We start from the raw sequence: 18,248 nt of genomic DNA on the forward strand, positions 1-18,248 counted from the left end.
GATCCGCAGGACCTGTCCGAAGCCGCCCCTTCCCGGCACCGTCTTCCGCGCGGGAGGACCGGTGACCGCGCGGTCACCTCTTGTCGAACAGGCCCTGGACCTCCGCGCGGATCTCATCCGTGGCAAGACCCCGGATCGTCAGCGTCGTACGGCGACGCAGCACGTCGTCCACCGTCTCGGCCCACTCGTGGTCCCGGGCCCAGACGACCTGCGCCCAGATCTCCGGGGCGTCCGGGTGGACGCGCCGGGCCAGCGCCGGGTCGTCGTTGGCCAGCCGGGCGATGTCGAAGGCCAGCGAACCGTAGTGGGTGGCCAGGTGCCGGGCGGTGTCCGCGCCCATGCGCGGGCCGGGCGCGGGGCCGTCCACCAGCAGCCGGTGGGCGACGGCGCGGGGGTTGGCGACCCCCGGCAGCGGCAGCTTGCTCGGCAGCGCCGCGACGGGCTCGAAGGCGTCGCCCAGCGGGTGGCCGGGCAGTTCCTGGAGCTTGCGCATCACCGTGCGGCCGATGTGGCGGAAGGTGGTCCACTTGCCGCCCGCGACGGACAGCATGCCGCCGCGCCCCTCACTGACGACCGTCTCGCGCTTGGCCTTCGAGGTGTCCCCGGGGCCGCCCGGCAGCACCCGCAGGCCCGCGAAGGAGTACGTGACCAGGTCACGGTCCAGCTGCTGGTCGCGGATGGAGAACGCGGCCTCGTCGAGTATCTGGGCGGTGTCCTTCTCGGTGACCGCGACGTCCGCCGGGTCGCCCTCGAACTCCTCGTCGGTCGTACCGAGCAGCAGCATGTCCTCCCAGGGGAGGGCGAAGGTGATGCGGTACTTGTCGATCGGCGTGGCCAGCGCGGCCCGCCACGGGGAGGTCCGCTTCAGGACCAGGTGCGCTCCCTTGGACAGACGGATGGACGGCGCCGCCTTCGGGTCCTCCATCCGGCGCAGGTGATCGACCCAGGGCCCGGTCGCGTTCAGCACCAGACGGGCGTCGACGCCGAACTCGTCGCCCGAGAGCCGGTCGCGCAGCTCGGCACCGGTCACCCGGCCCCTGGTGAACCGCAGACCGGTCACCTCGGCGTGGTTGAGGACGACGGTGCCCGACTCGGCCGCTGCGCGGACCGTCATCAGAGCCATCCGCGCGTCGTTCATCTGGTCGTCGCCGTACACGGCCACGGCCTTGAGGTTGTCCGTGCGCAGCTCCGGCACGTCCCGCGCGGCCTTGGCGGGGGAGAGCAGGTGGCCCACACCGTCACCGAAGGCCGACAGGGCCGAGTACGCGAAGACACCTGCTCCGAGCTTCGCCGCGCCGTGCGGCCCGCCCTTGTACACAGGGAGGTAGAACGTGAGCGGATTCGCCAGATGGGGTGCCACCTGACGGGAGACCGCACGGCGCTCGAAGTGGTTCTCCGCCACCAGCCTCACCGCGCCGGTCTGCAGATAGCGCAGACCGCCGTGGAGAAGCTTGGAGGAAGCGGAGGAGGTGGCGCCGGCGAAGTCGCCGGCGTCGACCAGAGCCACCCTGAGGCCGGACTGCGCGGCGTGCCAGGCGGTGGAGATGCCCAGGATGCCGCCGCCGATCACGAGGAGGTCGTACGACGCCTTGGAGAGCTGCTCCCGGGTCTCGGCCCGGCTCGGGTTCGAGCTGGAAGCCGGGTGCGTCCCCAGGGCAGGCACGGACTGCAGGGTGGACTGAGTGGTCATGGCGGGTCTTGCTCCTCGTCAGTCTTCGTCCTCGAGCCAGGCCATGGTCCGCTCGACGGCCTTGAGCCAGCTCTTGTACTCACGGGCGCGGATCTCCGCGTCCATGCGGGGGGTCCACTCGGCGGCCCGGCGCCAGTTGGCGCGCAGGTCGTCGGTGTTGTTCCAGAAGCCGACGGCGAGGCCGGCGGCGTAGGCGGCACCGAGGCAGGTGGTCTCGGCGACCATGGGGCGCACCACCGGCGCGTCCACGAAGTCGGCGAGGGTCTGCATCAGCAGGTTGTTGGAGGTCATGCCGCCGTCGACCTTGAGGGCGGTCAGCTCGACGCCGGAGTCCTTGGTCATGGCGTCGGCGATCTCCCGCGTCTGCCAGGCGGTGGCCTCCAGAACGGCACGCGCGATGTGCGCCTTGGTGACGTACCGGGTCAGGCCGGCGATCACACCGCGGGCGTCGGAGCGCCAGTACGGGGCGAACAGGCCGGAGAAGGCCGGTACGAAGTAGGCGCCGCCGTTGTCCTCGACCGAGAGCGCGAGGGTCTCGATCTCGGCGGCGGTGGAGATCAGACCCATCTGGTCGCGCATCCACTGCACCAGCGAACCGGTGACGGCGATGGAGCCCTCGAGGGCGTAGACCGGCTTCTGGTCGCCGATCTGGTAGCCGACGGTGGTCAGCAGCCCGCTGTAGGAGTTGATGAGCTTGTCGCCGGTGTTCATCACCATGAAGGTGCCGGTGCCGTACGTCGACTTGGTCTCGCCCTCGGCGAAACAGGTCTGGCCGAACAGGGCCGCCTGCTGGTCGCCGAGCGCGGAGGCGACCGGGATGCCGCCGAGCAGGTCGCCCAGGCTCCCGCCCTTGATCTCGCCGTAGACCTCGGCGGAGGAACGGATCTCGGGCAGCATTGCCGTCGGCACGCCGATGGACTCGGCGATCTTCTTGTCCCACTGCATGGTGTGCAGGTTCATCAGCATCGTGCGGGACGCGTTGGTGACGTCGGTGACGTGCTTGCCGCCGTCCACGCCGCCGGTCAGGTTCCAGATGACCCAGGTGTCCATGGTGCCGAAGAGGATGTCGCCGGCCTCGGCGCGCTCCTTGAGGCCCTCGACGTTGTCGAGCAGCCAGCGGGCCTTGGGGCCGGCGAAGTAGGAGGCGAGGGGCAGACCGGTCTCGCGGCGGAAACGGTCCTGCCCCACGTTGCGGCCGAGCTCGCGGCAGAGGGCGTCGGTACGCGTGTCCTGCCAGACGATGGCGTGGTGGACCGGCTCACCGGTGTTGCGGTCCCACAGCACGGTGGTCTCGCGCTGGTTGGTGATGCCGATGGCCTTGATGTCGTCCCGGGTGATGCCGGCCTTCTCGACGGCGCCGGCGACGACTTCCCGGACGTTGGTCCAGATCTCGGTGGCGTCGTGCTCGACCCAGCCCGGCTTGGGGAAGATCTGCTCGTGCTCCTTCTGGTCGACGGAGACGATGCGGCCGTCGCGGTCGAAGACGATGCAGCGTGACGAGGTCGTGCCCTGGTCGATGGCGGCGATGAACGGACCGTGGCCGTGGGAGGCGATGCCGGCGGTGTGGTCGTCGGTCACTGTGTGCTCCTGGAGGTTCCTTGGTTACGGGGCTGTGCGTACGGCGCTTCTACAAGACTGGGGGTTCTGCGGCGGCGGAGTCACCTTCAGGCGAAGGCGAGGTTGTAGACGCCCGCCGCGATCGCGCCGCCGATCAGCGGACCGACCACCGGGACCCAGGCGTAGGACCAGTCGGAGCCGCCCTTGTTGGGCAGCGGCAGGAGGGCGTGCACGATGCGCGGACCGAGGTCACGGGCCGGGTTGATCGCGTAACCGGTCGGCCCGCCCAGCGACAGACCGATGGAGACGACCACGAGGGCCGTGATCAGACCGCCCAGCACGCCGAGGCCGTTGCCCTCGTCGTTCAGGCCCTGGGCGAGCACCGCGATGATCAGCACGAAGGTGCCGATGATCTCCGTGGCGAGGTTCTGCACGGCGTTGCGGATCTCCGGGCCGGTGGAGAAGATGCCGAGCACCGGGCCTGCGCCCTTCTCCTGGGCCTCGACCGCCTTGACGTCGGCCTGCGTGCCCGGGTCGCCGACGATCTCCCTGTCGGTGAGATGTGCCTGGAACTGGCCGTAGTAGGCCAGCCAGACCAGGGCGGCGCCGAGCATCGCGCCGAGGAACTCTCCGGCGAAATAGACCGGAACGTTGCTCCAGTCGCCGTCCTTGATGGCGAGGGCCACGGTCACGGCCGGGTTGAGGTGGGCTCCGGAGAGTGGAGCCGAGATGTACACGGCCGTCATGACGGCGAAGCCCCACCCGAAGGCGATGGCGAGCCATCCGGCGTTACGGGCCTTGGAAGCTTTCAGGGTCACGGCGGCACACACGCCGCCGCCGAGCAGGATGAGTATGGCGGTACCGATGGTCTCGCCGATGAAGATGTCGGAGCTGGACACCCGCGACTCCTTTGTCCTTCGTCCAGGGAAGCCGACCCCCGGGTCCCGCCGGGGATTGGCGCCCTCAGAGATGAGAGCGATGTCGGCCTTTGGCGTTGTCACACTCTAACGCGTATTGCCGGTAAGTGTTCGACAATGCCGACCGATGGACGGGAGTCTTTCTCTGCTCTGCCTGCGCGTCAAGGGTCTGGTTGCCGGAAGCGCGATCGTTATCGATGGTCCCGGGATGTCGATCTATGGTATTCGATCCGCAGTGGTATGTCTCAATTGTCCGTCGGGGGTGCGACGACGGCCGGGACGCCCTGCGGCGCCCCGGCCCGGGGTCTCCTGCGTGCCGGTCGTGCCGGCCCTGTCCGCGCCGCGCTCAGAAGCGCCGGGCGCCCAGGTCCCGCGACACCGAGCGGGCGCAGTCGCGGACCGCCGCGATCAGTTCCGGCCGCAGCTCGCCGTCCTGCCGCAGCCGCTCCACCGCGCCCGTGACGCCGACCGCGCCGACCGGCATGCGCCGTCTGTCGTGGACGGGGGCCGCGACCGAGGCCACGCCCTCCCAGGTCTCCTCGACGTCCGCCGCGTATCCGCGCGCGCGGGTGAGGTCGAGGATCCGCTCGAAGGCCTCCGGGTCGCACGCCGTACGGTCGGTGAACGCCTTGCGGTCGGCCTCCAGCGCCTCGCTGTGGGCCACCGGGTCGTAGGCCGCCAGCACCTTGCCCAGGGCCGTGGAGTGCAGCGGCTGCATGGCCCCGATCTCCAGGACCTGTCGGCTGTCGTCGGGCCGGAACACGTGGTGCACGATCAGTACGCCCTGTTGGTGCAGCACACCCAGATAGACGCTCTCGCCGCTGGAGCGGGCCAGGTCGTCCGTCCACACCAGGGCGCGCGCCCGCAGTTCGTGCACGTCGAGATACGTGGTGCCCAGGCGCAGCAGTTCCGCGCCCAGCTGGTAGCGCCCGGAGGTGTCGTCCTGCTCGACGAAGCCCTCCTGCTGGAGGGTGCGCAGAATGCCGTGGGCGGTCCCCTTGGCGAGGCCCAGCGACGAGGCGATGTCCGACAGGCCGAGCCGCCGCTCGCCGCCCGCCAGCAGGCGCAGCATCGCTGCCGCCCGTTCGAGCGACTGGATGTTCCGTGCCATCCCCGTGCTGCCTCCGTCCCCTCCGACCGCCGCCCCGCGACGCTGCCACTGTTCGGCAATGCCGAACACTACCGTTCGGTGTCGGCCTCTCGCCAACGGTCCGCCGTCATCGGCCGTGATCCGTGGCCTGATCCGCTCCTTCACCCGTACGCGGGGCATTCCGGGCCCCGCCATCATGGTCCGCCCCGTGGACGCCCGGAACATCGGGGCGCAGTCCCCGATACCCTGGCGGCGTGCCCCTGCCCGGGAGGCTCCATCGGGGATCGTTCCGGGCAGCCGCAAAGCCGACAGCCGTCGCACCTGAGGGAGCCCTTTACATGGCCTCGTTGCCGCTGACCCCTTCCCCCGACAGCCGGGCCCGTGTGGCCGCGCTCCGAGAGGCCCTCGCCACCCGCGTGGTGGTCGCCGACGGAGCGATGGGCACCATGCTCCAGGCGCAGGACCCCACGCTCGAGGACTTCGAGAACCTCGAAGGCTGCAACGAGATCCTGAACCTGACCCGCCCGGACATCGTCCGCTCGGTCCACTCCGAGTACTTCGACGCCGGAGTCGACTGCGTCGAGACCAACACCTTCGGCGCCAACCACAGCGCCGCGTCCGAGTACGACATCGCCGACCGTGTGCACGAGCTCTCCGAGGCGGGCGCCCGCCTCGCCCGGGAGGCCGCCGACGAGCACGCCGCGCGCGACGGCCGCACCCGCTGGGTACTCGGCTCCATCGGACCCGGCACCAAGCTGCCGACCCTCGGTCACATCGGCTACGGCACGATCCGCGACGGCTACCAGGCCAACGCCGAGGGCCTGCTCGCGGGCGGTGCCGACGCGCTGATCGTCGAGACCACCCAGGACCTCCTGCAGACCAAGGCCTCGGTCCTCGGCGCCCGCCGCGCCATGGAGGTGACCGGCGTCGAGGTGCCGCTACTGGCCTCCATGGCGTTCGAGACCACCGGCACCATGCTCCTGGGCTCCGAGATCGGCGCAGCGCTCACCGCCCTGGAGCCGCTCGGCATCGACATGATCGGCCTGAACTGCTCCACGGGCCCCGCCGAGATGAGCGAGCACCTGCGCTACCTCACCCGGCACTCCCGTATCCCCCTGCTGTGCATGCCCAACGCCGGCCTGCCGGTCCTCACCAAGGACGGCGCCCACTTCCCGCTCGACCCCGAGGGCCTGGCCGACGCCCAGGACACCTTCGTCCGCGACTACGGCCTGTCCCTGGTCGGCGGCTGCTGCGGCACCACCCCCGAACACCTGCGCCAACTCGTGGAACGCGTGCGGGACGTCACCCCACCCCAGCGCACCCCCCAGCCGGAGCCGGGCGCCGCCTCCCTCTACCAGAGCGTGCCCTTCCGTCAGGACACCTCGTACCTCGCGATCGGCGAGCGCACCAACGCCAACGGCTCCAAGAAGTTCCGCGAGGCCATGCTCGAGGGCCGCTGGGACGACTGCGTGGAACTGGCCCGCGAACAGATCCGCGAGGGCGCGCACATGCTCGACCTGTGCGTCGACTACGTCGGCCGCGACGGTGTCGCCGACATGGAGGAACTCGCCGGCCGGTTCGCCACCGCCTCCACCCTGCCGATCGTGCTCGACTCCACCGAGGTCCCCGTCCTGCGGGCCGGCCTGGAGAAGCTCGGCGGCCGGGCGGTCGTCAACTCGGTGAACTACGAGGACGGCGACGGCCCCGAGTCCCGCTTCGCGCGCGTCGCGCAGCTGGCCGGGGAGCACGGAGCGGCGCTGATCGCGCTGACCATCGACGAGGAGGGCCAGGCCCGCACCGCCGGGAAGAAGGTCGAGATCGCCGAACGTCTCATCGACGACCTGACCGGCAACTGGGGCATCCACGAGGAGGACATCCTCATCGACTGCCTCACCTTCACCATCTGCACCGGCCAGGAGGAGTCCCGCAAGGACGGCATCGCCACCATCGAGGGCATCCGCGAGCTGAAGCGCCGCCACCCCAAGGTGCAGACCACCCTGGGACTGTCGAACATCTCCTTCGGCCTCAACCCGGCCGCCCGCATCCTGCTCAACTCCGTCTTCCTCGACGAATGCGTCAGGGCCGGACTGGACTCGGCGATCGTGCACGCGTCGAAGATCCTGCCCATCGCCCGCTTCAGCGAGGAGGAGGTCACCACCGCCCTCGACCTCATCCACGACCGGCGCCGCGAGGGCTACGACCCGCTGCAGAAGCTCATGCAGCTCTTCGAGGGCGCCACCGCCAAGTCCCTGAAGGCCGGCAAGGCCGAGGAACTGGCCGCGCTGCCGCTGGACGAGCGCCTCAAACGGCGGATCATCGACGGCGAGCGAAACGGCCTGGAGGCCGACCTCGACCAGGCGCTCGAGACCCGCAAGGCCCTCGACATCGTCAACGACACGCTGCTGGGCGGCATGAAGGTGGTCGGTGAGCTGTTCGGCTCCGGCCAGATGCAGCTCCCGTTCGTGCTCCAGTCCGCAGAGGTGATGAAGAACGCGGTCGCCCACCTGGAACCGCACATGGAGAAGACCGACGAGGACGGCAAGGGCACCATCGTGCTCGCCACCGTCCGCGGCGACGTCCACGACATCGGCAAGAACCTGGTCGACATCATCCTGTCGAACAACGGCTACAACGTGGTCAACCTCGGCATCAAGCAGCCCGTCTCGGCGATCCTGGACGCCGCCGCTCAGCACCGGGCCGATGTCATCGGCATGTCCGGACTGCTGGTGAAGTCCACAGTGATCATGAAGGAGAACCTGGAGGAGCTCAACCAGCGCGGCCTGGCCGCCGACTTCCCGGTGATCCTCGGCGGCGCCGCACTGACCCGCGCCTACGTCGAACAGGACCTGCACGAGATCTACCAGGGCGAGGTCCGCTACGCCCGCGACGCCTTCGAGGGCCTGCGCCTGATGGACGCACTCATCGGCATCAAGCGCGGCGTGCCCGGCGCCCAGCTGCCGGAGCGGAAGCAGCGCCGGGTCCGCGCGGCCACCGTGGAGATCGACGAGCGCCCCGAGGCCGGTCACCTCCGCTCGGACGTCTCCGTCGACAACCCGGTCCCCGAACCCCCGTTCTGGGGCACCCGTGTGATCAAGGGCATCCAGCTCAAGGAGTACGCGTCCTGGCTCGACGAGGGTGCCCTGTTCAAGGGCCAGTGGGGCCTGAAGCAGGCCCGCGCCGGCGACGGGCCGACGTACGGGGAACTCGTGGAGACCGAGGGCCGGCCCAGGCTGCGCGGCCTGCTGGACCGGCTCCAGACGGACAACCTGCTCGAGGCGGCCGTGGTGTACGGCTACTTCCCGTGCGTCTCCAAGGACGACGACCTGATCGTCCTGGACGACGCGGGCAACGAACGCACCCGCTTCACCTTCCCCCGCCAGCGTCGCGGCCGCCGGCTGTGCCTGGCCGACTTCTTCCGCCCGGAGGAGTCCGGCGAGACCGATGTCGTCGGCTTCCAGGTCGTCACCGTCGGTTCCCGCATCGGCGAGGAGACCGCGCGGATGTTCGAGGCCAACGCTTACCGTGACTACCTGGAGCTGCACGGGCTGTCCGTGCAACTGGCCGAGGCGCTCGCCGAGTACTGGCACGCGCGCGTGCGTTCCGAACTGGGGTTCGCCGGTGAGGACCCGGCCGTGATGGAGGACATGTTCGCCCTGAAGTACCGGGGCGCCCGCTTCTCACTGGGCTACGGCGCCTGCCCCGACCTGGAGGACCGCGCCAAGATCGCCGGGATGCTCCGGCCGGAGCGCATCGGCGTCCACCTGTCCGAGGAGTTCCAGCTGCATCCTGAACAGTCCACGGACGCCATTGTGATCCATCACCCGGAGGCCAAGTACTTCAACGCCCGCTGACCCTGCAGGCTCTGTCCGGCACGATCCGCCGGACGGGCCCGAGGGGGGCGGCCGACGCCCCCTGCGCCTGCTCCTGCACCGCCTCACGGCACGGCCCCACGCCGGGGGCCATGAGGCGCCGGAAGCGGTCGTGGCGCGCACGACGTACAATGGTCGGTCCACCGCAGGCCGGTTCCCCTTCAGGGGAACCGGCCTGATCGTCCCTTAGACGGAGGTATGTGGATGACCAGTACGGTTCCCGCGCCCGGCGCCCTTTCCCCGTCCCTCCGGTCCGGCAGACCGCGGGGGCCCCGCGCGGCCGGAGGATCCCCCCTCCAGGCCGTGTTCCTGGACATGGACGGCACCCTGGTCGACACCGAGGGTTTCTGGTGGGACGTCGAGGTCGAGGTGTTCGCCTCCCTCGGCCACACCCTCGACGACTCCTGGCGCCACGTCGTGGTCGGCGGCCCCATGACCCGCAGCGCGGGCTTCCTCATCGAGGCGACCGGGGCCGACATCCCCCTCGCCGAACTGGCGGTGCTGCTCAACGACGGCTTCGAGGAGCGTATCGCCGACACCCTGCCGCTCATGCCCGGCGCAGCCCGGCTGCTGGCAGAGCTGGCCGAGTACGACATCCCCACAGCCCTGGTCTCCGCCTCGCACCGGCGCATCATCGACCGGGTGCTCACCTCGCTGGGACCCCAGCACTTCGCACTGTCGGTCGCCGGCGACGAGGTCCCGCGCACCAAGCCGCACCCCGACCCGTATCTGGCCGCCGCCGTCGGACTCGGCGTGAACCCCCTGCGGTGCGCCGTCGTAGAGGACACGGCGACCGGTGTCGCCTCCGCCGAGGCCGCGGGCTGCCACGTCGTCGCGGTGCCCTCGGCGGCTCCGATCGAGGCGGCCGCCAGGCGAACCGTCGTCCCCTCGCTGGAAGCCGTCGACCTCACCTTTCTGCACGGCCTGATGACGGAAGTGCGCCAGGGGTTCACCGAGCGTGGAGCGACGTAAGCGCAGGAATTCCAAGGGCTCGTGCCCCGGCCGCCCCGGAGGGTGCCCCAAGGAATTCGGACGGCTACCGAACGTTGAATTCCGGTCCCGCCGGGCCGGATTTCGTGTGTGATGTTCACCACTTTTCAGAGTCTCGACAGGGAGGTCATCATGTGCTGTCCGCCCTATTTCGGCAAGCCTTCGCGTGCCCTTGTGTCCTGATTGGTGGATCACTGCACCAATCTTGCCGTGCCGACGTTCGCCGGTGCGTTCGCGCCCGGTTCCACTCCGTGATGAAGGCTCAACTCCGGCCGCGGCGCTCCTTCGCGCGGGTGCGGACTAATCTCGTCGCGAGAACATCGCCCCCATCCCCGTGATCGGTAGCACCACCCCCTGTATGCCGTATACACGGAGTCGACAGCTCTGGAGAAACTCGAGCATGAACCGCAAGACTTTGGTGCTGGCGGCCACGATCGGACTGCTCGCGCCGGTACTCGCCGGCTGCGGCGACACCGATGGCGGGAGCGGCGGCGACGCGATCGTCGTCGGCACCACGGACCGGTTCACCGCCACGGAGGACGCGCCCGCGCCGGTCGACCCCGCGTACGCCTACGACATCGGTACCTGGAACATCCTGCGCCAGACCCTGCAGACCCTGCTCATCCAGCCGCGCGGCGACGGTGAACCGGTGCCCGAGGCGGCCGAGACCTGCGGCTTCACCGACTCCGGCAACGAGCGGTACAGCTGCACCCTGCGCGAAGGCCTGAAGTTCTCGAACGGTGACTCCATCACCGCCGCCGATGTGAAGTACTCCATCGACCGTGCCCTCGCCGTGCAGTCCGACAGCGGTGTGTTCGCGCTGCTGTCCACCATCGACACCGTCGAGACGCAGGGCGACCGTGAGGTGATCTTCCACCTCAAGTCGGCGGACGCCACCTTCCCGTACAAGCTGTCCACCCCGGTCGCGGGCATCGTTCCCGAGGACTCCTACGACAGGGACAAGCTGCGCGAAGGGTTCGAGATCGACGGGTCGGGCCCGTACACCTTCGAGACCAAGGTTGAGGGCGGTGAACTGGTCAGTGTCACCTATGCCAAGAACCCCTTCTACAAGGGTTCCCTGAAGGTCGGCCACGACAAGATCGAGATGCGCTCCTACGAGAGCGCCGAAGCCATGGGCGAAGCACTCGAGGCCGATGACATCGACGTCATGACCCGCAGCATGTCGCCGGAGCAGATCCAGGAGCTTGCCAACGCCTCCGAGGGCGCCGTCGACCTGGTCGAGTCGCCGGGTCTGGAGATCCGCTACCTGGCCTTCAACACCAAGGCCCCCAGCGTGGAGACCAAGGCCGTCCGCCAGGCCATGGCCCAGACCGTCAACCGCAGCGAGCTGGTCGCCAAGGTCTACGGCTCCCAGGCCGAACCGCTGTACTCGCTGGTTCCCGCGTCCGTCACCGGTCACTCCAACGCGTTCTTCAACAAGTACGGCGACCCCGACGTCTCCAAGGCCCGCGAGCTGCTGGAGGAGGCCGGGATCACCACCCCGGTGAAGATGACGCTGCACTACACGACCGACCACTACGGTCCCGCCACCAAGGCGGAGTTCGAGCAGCTCAGCGAACAGCTCAACGACAGCGGCCTGTTCGACACCGACATCAAGGGCGCGGCCTGGGACACCTTCCGGCCGGACGGCCAGAAGGGCAAGTTCGACGTCTACGGCATGGGCTGGTTCCCCGACTTCCCGGACGCCGACGCGTTCATCGCGCCGTTCCTGGACGAGGACAACTTCCTCAATTCGCCGTACGCCAACTCCGAGATCCGCAAGGAACTGATCCCGGAGTCCCGCCGTCAGGCCGACCGGCTGTCCGCCGCCGACAGCCTGAACCAGATCCAGGACATCGTGGCCGAGGACGTGCCCGTGCTGCCCCTGTGGCAGGGCAAGCAGTACGTCGCCGCGCACGACGACATCATCGGGACCGCGTACCTGGTCAACTCCTCCTCCTCGCTCCAGCTGTGGGAGCTGGGACGCGGCGTGAGCGGCTGACACGACAAGGACCCGGACCGGGCCCGCGTACTCCGAGGGCGCCTGTGCCTCCCGCAAGCCGGGAGGCACAGGCGCCCTCGGAGTCTGTCGTACCGGCGGGTGGGCGCTACTGCGCCCCCGGACACACCAGCCCGCTCTCGTACGCGTACACCGCGGCCTGCACCCGGTCGCGCAGTCCGAGCTTCGTCAGGACATGACCGACGTGTGTCTTCACCGTCGTCTCGCTGACGAACAGGTCCGCGGCGATCTCCGCGTTGGACAGTCCCCGCGCCACCAGCTTCAGCACCTCGACCTCACGGTCGGTCAGCGTGTGCAGCGTGTCCGGCACCGGCTCGTCACCGGACGGCAGATGCGTGGCGTACTTGTCCAGCAGCCGGCGCGTGATGCTCGGGGCGAGCATCGCCTCACCGTCGGCCACCACACGGATCGCCTGCACCAGCTCGTTGGCCGGGGCGTCCTTCAGCAGAAAGCCGCTGGCGCCCGCGCGCAGCGCCTCCACCACGTACTCGTCGAGATCGAACGTCGTCAGAACCAGGACCTTCGCCGGGCCGTTCCGCTCGGGGCCGGTGATCTGCCGGGTCGCCTCCACACCGTCCATCCGCGGCATGCGGATGTCCATCAGCACCACATCGGGCTGCAGCGCCCGCACCTGATCCTGGGCCTGGAGGCCGTCCCCGGCCTCGCCGACGACCGCGATGTCCTGCTCGGCCTCCAGAATCATCCGGAAGCCGGTGCGCAGCAGCGGCTGGTCATCGACCAGTAGGACGCGGATGGCCACGTAAGTCTCCTTCGTTAGTCCACCCTCATTCTGCCCTGCGTCCCCTGTCCCGCCCGGGTCCGGGGGCATCTCAGCCCACGGCGGGCCCGGTCGTCCGCACCGGCAGCGGATAAGGCGGGGGAGTGCCGCCGAACTCCGGGCAGTGCGCCTGGTGGTCGCACCAGCCGCACAGTTTGGTGGGGCGAGGCCGCCAGTCACCCGTCTCCGTGGCCTGCCGGATCGCCTCCCAGAGCGCCAGCAGCTTGCGCTCGACGCGCTCCAGATCCGCGCGGACGGGGTCGTACGTCAGCACATCCCCGCTGCCCAGGTACACCAGCTGCAGCCGGCGCGGGATCACCTGCTTCAGCCGCCACACCACCAGGGCGTAGAACTTCATCTGGAACAGCGCGCCCTCCGCGTACTCCGGCCGCGGTGCCTTGCCCGTCTTGTAGTCGACGATCCGCACCTCGCCGGTGGGAGCCACATCCACCCGGTCGATGATGCCGCGCAGCCGCAGCCCGGAATCCAGCTCGGCCTCCACGAACAGCTCCCGCTCGGCGGGCTCCAGGCGGCTCGGATCCTCCAGGCTGAACCAGCGCTCCACCAGCTGCTCCGCCTCCGCCAGCCAGCGCGCCAGCCGCTCACCCTCCGGATCCTCGGCGAACAGCTCCACGACCTCCGGACGCGACTTCCGCAGCCGGTCCCACTGCCCCGGGACCAGAGCCTTCGCCCGCGGCACGGTGCGCTCGGCGGCCGGAGCGTCGAACAGACGCTCCAGCACCGCGTGCACCAGCGTGCCCCGCGTCGCCGCCTCGCTCGGCTTCTCCGGCAGCCGGTCGATGACCCGGAACCGGTACAGCAGCGGACACTGCATGAAGTCACCGGCGCGCGACGGGGACAGCGAGGCGGGCGGCGCGGGGGGCCGCGCGGCAGGCGCCGCGGTGGCTCCGGTCGCCATCGCCGTGTCCCCTCCCGTTGCCGCCTCCCCGGCCGTGACCGGCGCATCCGCAGCCACGACAGGCATGCTCTCGGACCGCCCCGCGGCCCCGGTGCTCGTCTCCATGTCCACGACCTTACGGCCCGGCACCGACAGTGACCGCACACGGCAGGGTGACCAAAGGGGGAGAAGGGGAAGGAGAGGGGGAGCAGGCGCGGTGACGGAGGGGAACGGCGAGGGGTGCCGAGGCGAAACGTGCGGCGAGGGCCGCATACCATCGACTCGAGACCCTCCCGTCCGGCAGGCGCGGGAGACGCAGCGACGAGGGGACACCGGTGGACGCAAGCGGCGGACGCGGGCAGCCGCGCTCCGGCAACGACGAGTCGACCGAGCGCCACGCGGGGTCCCCGGTGGGCGAACCCTCCACGGACGGAGACCGCCCCGGCCCGGCCGAGCCCACCCCGACCACCTCGGACACCTTCGACGATATGGGCAACACGGGCAACACGGGCAACACGGGCAACACGGGCAACACGGGTAATGCGGGTAATGCGGGCAACACGGGCAACACGGGTAATGCGGGTAATGCGGGCAACACGGGTAATGCGGGTAATGCGGGTAATGCGGGTAATGCGGGCAACGGGGGCAACGTGAACGGTGCGGACGGTGTGGACGGCCGGACTGCCGCGCCGCCCGCCGAGCACACTCCGGCGAGCTCCGGAAACGGTGTGTCACAGACCCGCAGCACCCCGGCGGAGACCGGGAGCACGGCTCGGAACGGAACACCCGGGCAGCACTCCGCCCCGGTGCGGCCTGCGGTGAACCGTGACCCGCGGAGCCCGGACGAGAGCGTCGCCCAGGGCGACGCGCCTGAGGGCCACGCCGGCCGCCGGACCGACCCCGGCCAGTCCCGCCGGCCCGACCCGTTCCACAAGCCTCAGCGGCACCCCGACCGCATCCACGCCCACGCGGCGCCCGGCAAGGAAGCCGTACCGCGGCGCCCGCCGGAGCAGCAGAGGCGCGGAGGACTGCTGATGGGGCGCCCGTTCGGTGTGCCCGTCTACGTCGCCCCCAGCTGGTTCCTCGTCGCCATCCTCATCACCTGGGTCTTCGGCGGTCAGATCGACCGAGTGCTGCCCGAACTCGGCGCCGCCAGCTACCTGGTCTCACTGTTCTTCGCCGTCGCCTTCTACGCCTCGGTCCTGGTCCACGAACTCGCCCACACACTGGCCGCCCTCCGCTTCAAGCTCCCGGTGCGCCGCATCCAGCTCCAGTTCTTCGGAGGCGTCTCCGAGATCGAGAAGGAGGCCGAGACACCCGGACGGGAGTTCGTGCTCGCCTTCGTGGGACCGCTGCTCTCCCTCGTCCTGTCCGGCCTGTTCTACCTCGGACTGCTCGCGGTGGACCCCGGCTCCGTGCCCGGCGTCCTGCTGGCCGGCCTGATGATCTCCAACCTCATCGTCGCCGTCTTCAACCTCCTGCCCGGCCTCCCCCTCGACGGCGGACGCATGCTCCGCGCGGTCGTCTGGAAGATCACCGGCAAGCCGATGAGCGGCACCGTCGCCGCCGCCTGGGTCGGCCGCGCCCTCGCCATCTCGGTCCTGATCGGCCTCCCCCTGCTCACCCAGTCCGGAGCCCTCGGCTCCGACGCCGCCGACAGCGTGGGCATGGACACCGTCCTCGACGCCCTGCTCGCCGCCATCCTCGCGGCGATCATCTGGACCGGCGCCGGCAACAGCCTGCGCATGGCCCGCCTGCGCGAGCACCTGCCGGAACTGCGCGCCCGCGCCCTGACCCGCCGCGCGGTGCCCGTCGAGACCGACACCCCCCTCTCCGAGGCGCTGCGCCGCGCCAACGTCGCCGGAGCCCGCGCTCTCGTCGTCGTCGACCTCGACGGCACCCCGCTGTCCCTGGTGCGCGAGGCCGCCATCGTCGGCGTACCCGAGCACCGTCGCCCCTGGGTCGCGGTCGGCGGGCTCGCCCAAGACCTCACCGACGGCATGCGCGTCTCCGCCGAACTCGCGGGGGAGGAGCTCCTCGAAGCCCTGCGGGCCGCTCCCGCCACCGAGTACCTGGTCGTCGAGGCGACCGGCGAGATCTACGGCGTCCTGTCCGCGGCCGACGTCGAGCGCGCCTTCGTCAAGGCCATGGCCCGCCCCGCCTGACGCCCCCCGCTGCCCTCCCCCGTACCCCCGGGGTGGTCAGCGGCCCGCGTCGGGACCGGTAGGCTGCTCACATGTCCGAACCGACCGGTGCCGCCCGCCGCCGCGGGCCCTTCAAGGTCGGGGACCAGGTACAGCTGACCGACCCCAAGGGCCGCCACTACACGTTCACGCTCGAGGCCGGGAAGAACTTCCACACCCACAAGGGTTCCTTCCCCCACGACGAGCTGATCGGCGCACCCGAGGGCAGCGTTGTCCGCACCACCGGGAACGTCGCCTACCTCGCGCTGCGCCCCCTGCTCCCCGACTACGTCCTGTCCATGCCCCGTGGGGCAGCCGTCGTCTACCCGAAGGACGCGGGACAGATCCTCGCCTTCGCCGACATCTTCCCCGGCGCCCGCGTGGTGGAGGCCGGGGTCGGCTCCGGCTCACTCAGCAGCTTCCTGCTGCGCGCCATCGGCGACCAGGGCATGCTGCACAGCTATGAACGCCGCGAGGACTTCGCCGAGATCGCCCGGGCGAACGTGGAGCGCTACTTCGGCGGCCCGCACCCCGCCTGGCAGCTCACCGTCGGCGACCTCCAGGACAACCTGTCCGACACCGAGGTCGACCGGGTCGTCCTCGACATGCTCGCCCCCTGGGAATGCCTGGAGGCCGTCTCCAAGGCCCTCGTCCCCGGCGGCATCCTCTGCTGCTACGTCGCGACCACCACCCAGCTCGCCCGGACCGTCGAGTCCATCCGCGAGATCGGCTCCTTCAACGAGCCGACCGCCTGGGAATCGATGATCCGCAACTGGCACGTCGAAGGTCTCGCCGTCCGCCCGGACCACCGGATGATCGGCCACACCGGTTTCCTGCTCACCGCCCGCCGCCTCGCCGACGGCGTGGAGCCCCCCATGCGCCGCCGCCGCCCCGCCAAGGGCGCCTACGGCGAGGACTACTCGGGGCCCAACGCCGACGCGGGCACCGCACGCTGACACGGCCCGCCGTCGCGTCAACGCACGAGCGCCGTGGCGCAGTTCCCCGCCCACACGGGGAACTGCGCCACGGCGCTCCCGTGTTGACGCGACGGCATCGGACGGTGCCTCCCCGTCACCACCGCACACCCCGCCGTTCCCCCGCACTGTGACGTGTGGCACGATGCTGGCCACCCCACCGGCACAGCTCTCACAGGAGACACTCCTCGTGCAGTCATCCGCCGTCCCGGAGCTCGCGCACACGCACACCCGCCCGATCCACTGGGTCGCCACCGCCACGGCCGTCGCAGGCGTGGTGGCGCTCTCCTCCCTGATGCAGCCCAGAGCCGCGACGGCGGCCCAGACGCCCGCCCCGGAGACGAAGAGCGCCCCCGCGCACACGGCACCGCCCGACCCGGCGGCCGTGGAGTTCCCGCTCAAGTGCGGTCCGGCGGACGTGGTGGTCAAGAAGCACGCGGCCGGCGACCTGGACGGCGACGGCCGCCCCGAGACGGTGGCGGCCGTCCACTGCGACGCCTCCATGGGTACCCCGCCCGACGGCATGTACGTGCTGACCCAGGCCGCCGGAGCCGCCACGCCCCGCGTCGTGGCCACCCTCGTCGACCCCCAGGACCGCACCAACGTCGACGACTTCGCCGTGCGTGACGGCGACATCACCGCGGCACTCCTCGGCTACTCGTCCCCCGACGTACCCCGTTGCTGCCCCGACGTGCGCACGAGCGTGAAGTGGCACTGGGACAACGGGGCGTTCGTCCAGTCCGAGCCCTCCGGCGCCCGGAGCGTCTGAACCGGGCACGGGCAGACCACGCGGAACCCGAAGAGCACGTCCCGGTGCACGCACATACGCGCTCCGGAGCACCGGAGCGCGTGTGAGGAAGCGGACAGGGTGACGAGTGGTACGGAACCGGTCACCAGGCGTCCGGGCCGTACACCTCCACGCCGTCCGCCACCCGACGCACGTGGATGCACTCGCCCGGGCACTCCTTCGCGGAATCGACCACATCCGTGACAATCGGCAGCGGCACGTGCGTCGCCGCCCCCGCGGCCTGCAACAACTCGTCGTCCGGACCCTTCACATACGCCAGCCCGTCGATGTCCAGCTCGAACACCTCGGGCGCGTACTGTGCGCAGATGCCGTCGCCGGTACACAGGTCCTGGTCGATCCAGACCTCCAGGTCCTCGCCCTCGGCTCCGGCCTCCTGCTGCACGCTCATCTCTCCTGACGTCTCCCGGTGTCCCGGTCCCATGTGTCGGGCCGCACGGGAATCCGGCCAGCTCCGACGGGTGTTGAACACATCGA

At 70.3% G+C, this 18,248-nt stretch carries 13 protein-coding genes; 6 read left to right on the forward strand and 7 right to left on the reverse strand.

The features are described 5' to 3' along the window. Positions 1-73 precede the first annotated feature (73 nt). The 4 genes from HUV60_RS27595 to HUV60_RS27610 all read right to left on the reverse strand — a co-directional run bounded on the left by HUV60_RS27595 (position 74) and on the right by HUV60_RS27610 (position 5,275). A complete protein-coding gene (locus HUV60_RS27595; RefSeq protein ID WP_257849887.1) occupies positions 74-1,690 on the reverse strand; it encodes a glycerol-3-phosphate dehydrogenase/oxidase in 1,617 nt (538 codons plus the stop codon). 18 nt (positions 1,691-1,708) lie between these two features. Beyond that, a complete protein-coding gene (glpK, locus tag HUV60_RS27600; RefSeq protein WP_443047434.1) occupies positions 1,709-3,268 on the reverse strand; it encodes a glycerol kinase GlpK in 1,560 nt (519 codons plus the stop codon). A gap of 86 nt (positions 3,269-3,354) precedes the next feature. Then, entirely contained in the window at positions 3,355-4,146 is a 792-nt protein-coding gene (locus HUV60_RS27605) for an MIP/aquaporin family protein (protein ID WP_257849888.1), read from the reverse strand. A gap of 364 nt (positions 4,147-4,510) precedes the next feature. Beyond that, a complete protein-coding gene (locus HUV60_RS27610) occupies positions 4,511-5,275 on the reverse strand; it encodes an IclR family transcriptional regulator (protein ID WP_257849889.1) in 765 nt (254 codons plus the stop codon). Positions 5,276-5,592: 317 nt separating this feature from the next. Between HUV60_RS27610 and metH the strand changes: the two genes are divergently transcribed. From metH to HUV60_RS27625, 3 genes are all read left to right on the forward strand, one after another. Next, positions 5,593-9,105 carry a methionine synthase gene (metH, locus tag HUV60_RS27615; protein WP_257849890.1) on the forward strand — a complete coding sequence of 1,171 codons (3,513 nt, stop codon included), beginning with the start codon at positions 5,593-5,595 and terminating at the stop codon, positions 9,103-9,105. A gap of 222 nt (positions 9,106-9,327) precedes the next feature. Then, entirely contained in the window at positions 9,328-10,095 is a 768-nt protein-coding gene (locus HUV60_RS27620) for an HAD family hydrolase (RefSeq protein WP_257849891.1), read from the forward strand. A gap of 418 nt (positions 10,096-10,513) precedes the next feature. Next, positions 10,514-12,115: an ABC transporter substrate-binding protein gene (locus tag HUV60_RS27625; RefSeq protein ID WP_257849892.1), complete on the forward strand. Its 1,602-nt coding sequence runs from the start codon at positions 10,514-10,516 to the stop codon at positions 12,113-12,115. A gap of 106 nt (positions 12,116-12,221) precedes the next feature. On the opposite strand, the gene HUV60_RS27630 is transcribed toward HUV60_RS27625, so the two are convergent. After that, entirely contained in the window at positions 12,222-12,893 is a 672-nt protein-coding gene (locus tag HUV60_RS27630; RefSeq protein WP_257849894.1) for a response regulator, read from the reverse strand. A 70-nt stretch (positions 12,894-12,963) separates the two neighbouring features. Then, positions 12,964-13,935, reverse strand: coding sequence for a RecB family exonuclease (locus HUV60_RS27635; RefSeq protein ID WP_257849895.1), 972 nt, complete (start codon positions 13,933-13,935; stop codon positions 12,964-12,966). Positions 13,936-14,144: 209 nt separating this feature from the next. Here HUV60_RS27635 and HUV60_RS27640 point away from each other — a divergent pair, with 209 nt between their 5' ends. The 3 genes from HUV60_RS27640 (at position 14,145) to HUV60_RS27650 (ending at position 17,735) form a co-directional block, all read left to right on the forward strand. Further along, entirely contained in the window at positions 14,145-15,974 is a 1,830-nt protein-coding gene (locus HUV60_RS27640) for a site-2 protease family protein (RefSeq protein ID WP_257849896.1), read from the forward strand. 71 nt (positions 15,975-16,045) lie between these two features. Then, positions 16,046-16,948: a tRNA (adenine-N1)-methyltransferase gene (locus tag HUV60_RS27645; RefSeq protein WP_257849897.1), complete on the forward strand. Its 903-nt coding sequence runs from the start codon at positions 16,046-16,048 to the stop codon at positions 16,946-16,948. Between the two features lie 208 nt (positions 16,949-17,156). Then, entirely contained in the window at positions 17,157-17,735 is a 579-nt protein-coding gene (locus tag HUV60_RS27650; RefSeq protein ID WP_257849898.1) for a hypothetical protein, read from the forward strand. A 121-nt stretch (positions 17,736-17,856) separates the two neighbouring features. On the opposite strand, the gene HUV60_RS27655 is transcribed toward HUV60_RS27650, so the two are convergent. Beyond that, on the reverse strand, positions 17,857-18,162 hold the full coding sequence (locus tag HUV60_RS27655; RefSeq protein WP_257849899.1) for a ferredoxin: 306 nt from the start codon (positions 18,160-18,162) through the stop codon (positions 17,857-17,859). Positions 18,163-18,248: the final 86 nt, after the last annotated feature.

The organism is Streptomyces sp. KMM 9044, from assembly GCF_024701375.2.
Taxonomy (GTDB): Bacteria; Actinomycetota; Actinomycetes; order Streptomycetales; family Streptomycetaceae; genus Streptomyces.